Origin of the sequence: Ferruginibacter sp. (genome assembly GCF_031430955.1) — a bacterium.
In the GTDB taxonomy this organism is placed as follows: Bacteria; Bacteroidota; Bacteroidia; order Chitinophagales; family Chitinophagaceae; genus Ferruginibacter.
On the sequence record NZ_JANPCM010000536.1, the window covers coordinates 1 to 2,121 of the forward strand.

Annotated in this window: 3 protein-coding genes and 1 pseudogene; 2 read left to right on the plus strand and 2 right to left on the minus strand. The window is 35.6% G+C overall.

Translation table 11 applies throughout. From position 1 onward, the window contains the following. Together ACY65O_RS15050 and ACY65O_RS15055 are read right to left on the minus strand one after the other, a co-directional pair. On the minus strand, positions 1-623 hold a 623-nt coding region (locus ACY65O_RS15050; RefSeq protein ID WP_462221682.1), incomplete at its 3' end, for a hypothetical protein. Further along, positions 620-1,162: an RNA polymerase sigma factor gene (locus tag ACY65O_RS15055; RefSeq protein ID WP_462221683.1), complete on the minus strand. Its 543-nt coding sequence runs from the start codon at positions 1,160-1,162 to the stop codon at positions 620-622. The genes ACY65O_RS15050 and ACY65O_RS15055, both read right to left, overlap by 4 nt. A 158-nt stretch (positions 1,163-1,320) precedes the next feature. Between ACY65O_RS15055 and ACY65O_RS15060 the strand changes: the two genes are divergently transcribed. Further along, on the plus strand, positions 1,321-1,818 hold the full coding sequence (locus ACY65O_RS15060) for a hypothetical protein (RefSeq protein ID WP_462221684.1): 498 nt from the start codon (positions 1,321-1,323) through the stop codon (positions 1,816-1,818). Between the two features lie 106 nt (positions 1,819-1,924). After that, a pseudogene (locus ACY65O_RS15065) lies at positions 1,925-2,121 on the plus strand (hypothetical protein); the annotation flags it as partial.

Below are 2,121 nucleotides of genomic sequence, written 5' to 3' on the forward strand. Positions count from 1 at the left end.
GATTTTTCCGCAGCTTCAAATAATAATCTTTTTAAATAAAAATCCTCCAGGGGTTTGTTATTAAAATTTAAATTGGCATCAGCAATATCATATTCATTATTTGTTGGAGTGCTTTTCTTTTCTTTATAATTTGATGTAAAATATTTTTCTTCCCTTTGAGCAAAAGGAGAGGAGGTTTTTATTTTGGAAGAAGACGAAGCTGTTATAGTTGCGATATTATTTTTTGAATTAATTATTTCGTCATCAGCATTGTTATTTACCGGAGAAATATTATTTTGATCATCATTATTATTTACAAATGGGGTACTGTTTTTTATTTTTTCGTTATCTGTATTTGCAGTTGGTGTACCGGTAACAGTTTTTTGGTGAGCAGTTATTGCAATATTACCTTCTTGTTTTGGAGCCGTATTTTTTAATAATAAATAGGCACCACTGCCACCTGCAATAAGTAACGCAGTCAGCAGTAAAATATTACGGCCATTAAAAAAAGTAAACCAAAAGCCAGCAGGTCTTCTTTTTTTTCTTTCGGCAACTATATTTTCCCAAATGCGTGGATGCACAGATGGCGTATAGTCGCTGAATTGATTTTTTATGTTGTCATCAAACAACCCGTTATTGCTCATACTGCAACTTTTTGTAATTGTAAAATTTGTTTCTGCAACATCGTTCTTGCTTTTACCAACTGGCTCCGGCTGGTACCCGGTTGTATCTTCAGCATTTCCGCTATCTCTTCGTGCTGAAAACCCTCTATCACAAACAGGTTAAAAATTAGGCGGTAGCCATCTGGTAAATTATTTATTAAATCCAGTATTTCTTTTTGGTTAAGGTGGCCGTATGCCGATGGTTCCATGCTGCTCTCATCCTTATCTTTTATTTCATAGCCCACTACTTCTTTTTCGTACCGGCGTAAACTGTATTTTTTTAATGCCGTATTTACCATTATTCTTCTAATCCATCCTTCAAAACTGCCTTCAAATTTAAACTGGTGCATTTTATCAAAAATCTTAATAAAGGCATCCTGTAAAATATCTTCGGCATCGGCTGCATTACGGGCATAGCGGTTGCAAACCCCCAGCATACGGCTGGCGTACCGGTTAAAAACCTCCTTTTGGCAGGAGGCTTCCTCCCTTATGCATCCTCGTATCAGTTCTTCTTCCGTCAAATTATTTTCTAGCTTTAGAGGGTGTTTTTTTAAAGATACCCTTACAGTTGATTACGCTGCCTAAAGGCTTTTATTGTACATAAGATACAAAAAAGGGTTGATTTTTTTGTTTTTGGGCTACAAATCGTATAATTTGAAAATGTAATTGAAATACCGCCATGTTAACACCCGAACAAGTACAGCAAATAATATCTGACAACAACAGCCTGCAGGCTGAGGTAAATGAGCTGAATGAAATTTTAGCAATAAAGCAAGAAGAAATTGTTGAACTGAGAAAAATAGCATCTGAAACCACCGCTTTACGCAGTATGGTAGATATACATTTAGAAGAGTTGCAGTTTATGCAAAACCGAATTGGAAAGCACCAGCAAAAAGCTGCCGGTGCCGAAGAACGAGAGCTGGAATTGCACCAGGAATTAACCGGGGCTGCAAGACTGCAACAGCAATACACCGAACTTTTTCAGCAATACACTTATACATCCGCTCAGCTGGAAGATATACAACAGGAACTGACTAAAGTTAAAAAACGCAATAATATGCTGCAGCAAATTGCAGTAAAAATTGGCGAAATGGAAAGCAGTATGGAAATGCTTACAGACGAAAGAGATCATTTAAAAAATAAAGTTGCCCTGCTGGAAAAAATGATCCCAACATAGCAGACAGAAACAATGGCCTGAATTATATGTGATAAAGTGATAGATTTACCTGATAATTTATTACTTTGGTTTTAATTTTTTTCTACACCACTTAAAACAAATAAATATGGAACAATCTACCACAGACAATGGAAAAACGGCTGCAATTGTTAGTTACATTACACTTATTGGCTGGTTAATATCTTATTTTGCTCTAAATAAACCAAAAACCAGCATTGGTACTTATCATTTAAGACAAACATTGTTTTTGTATTTATGTGCAATAGCCTTTCAAATCATTGTGTACATAGTTACAATGGCTGT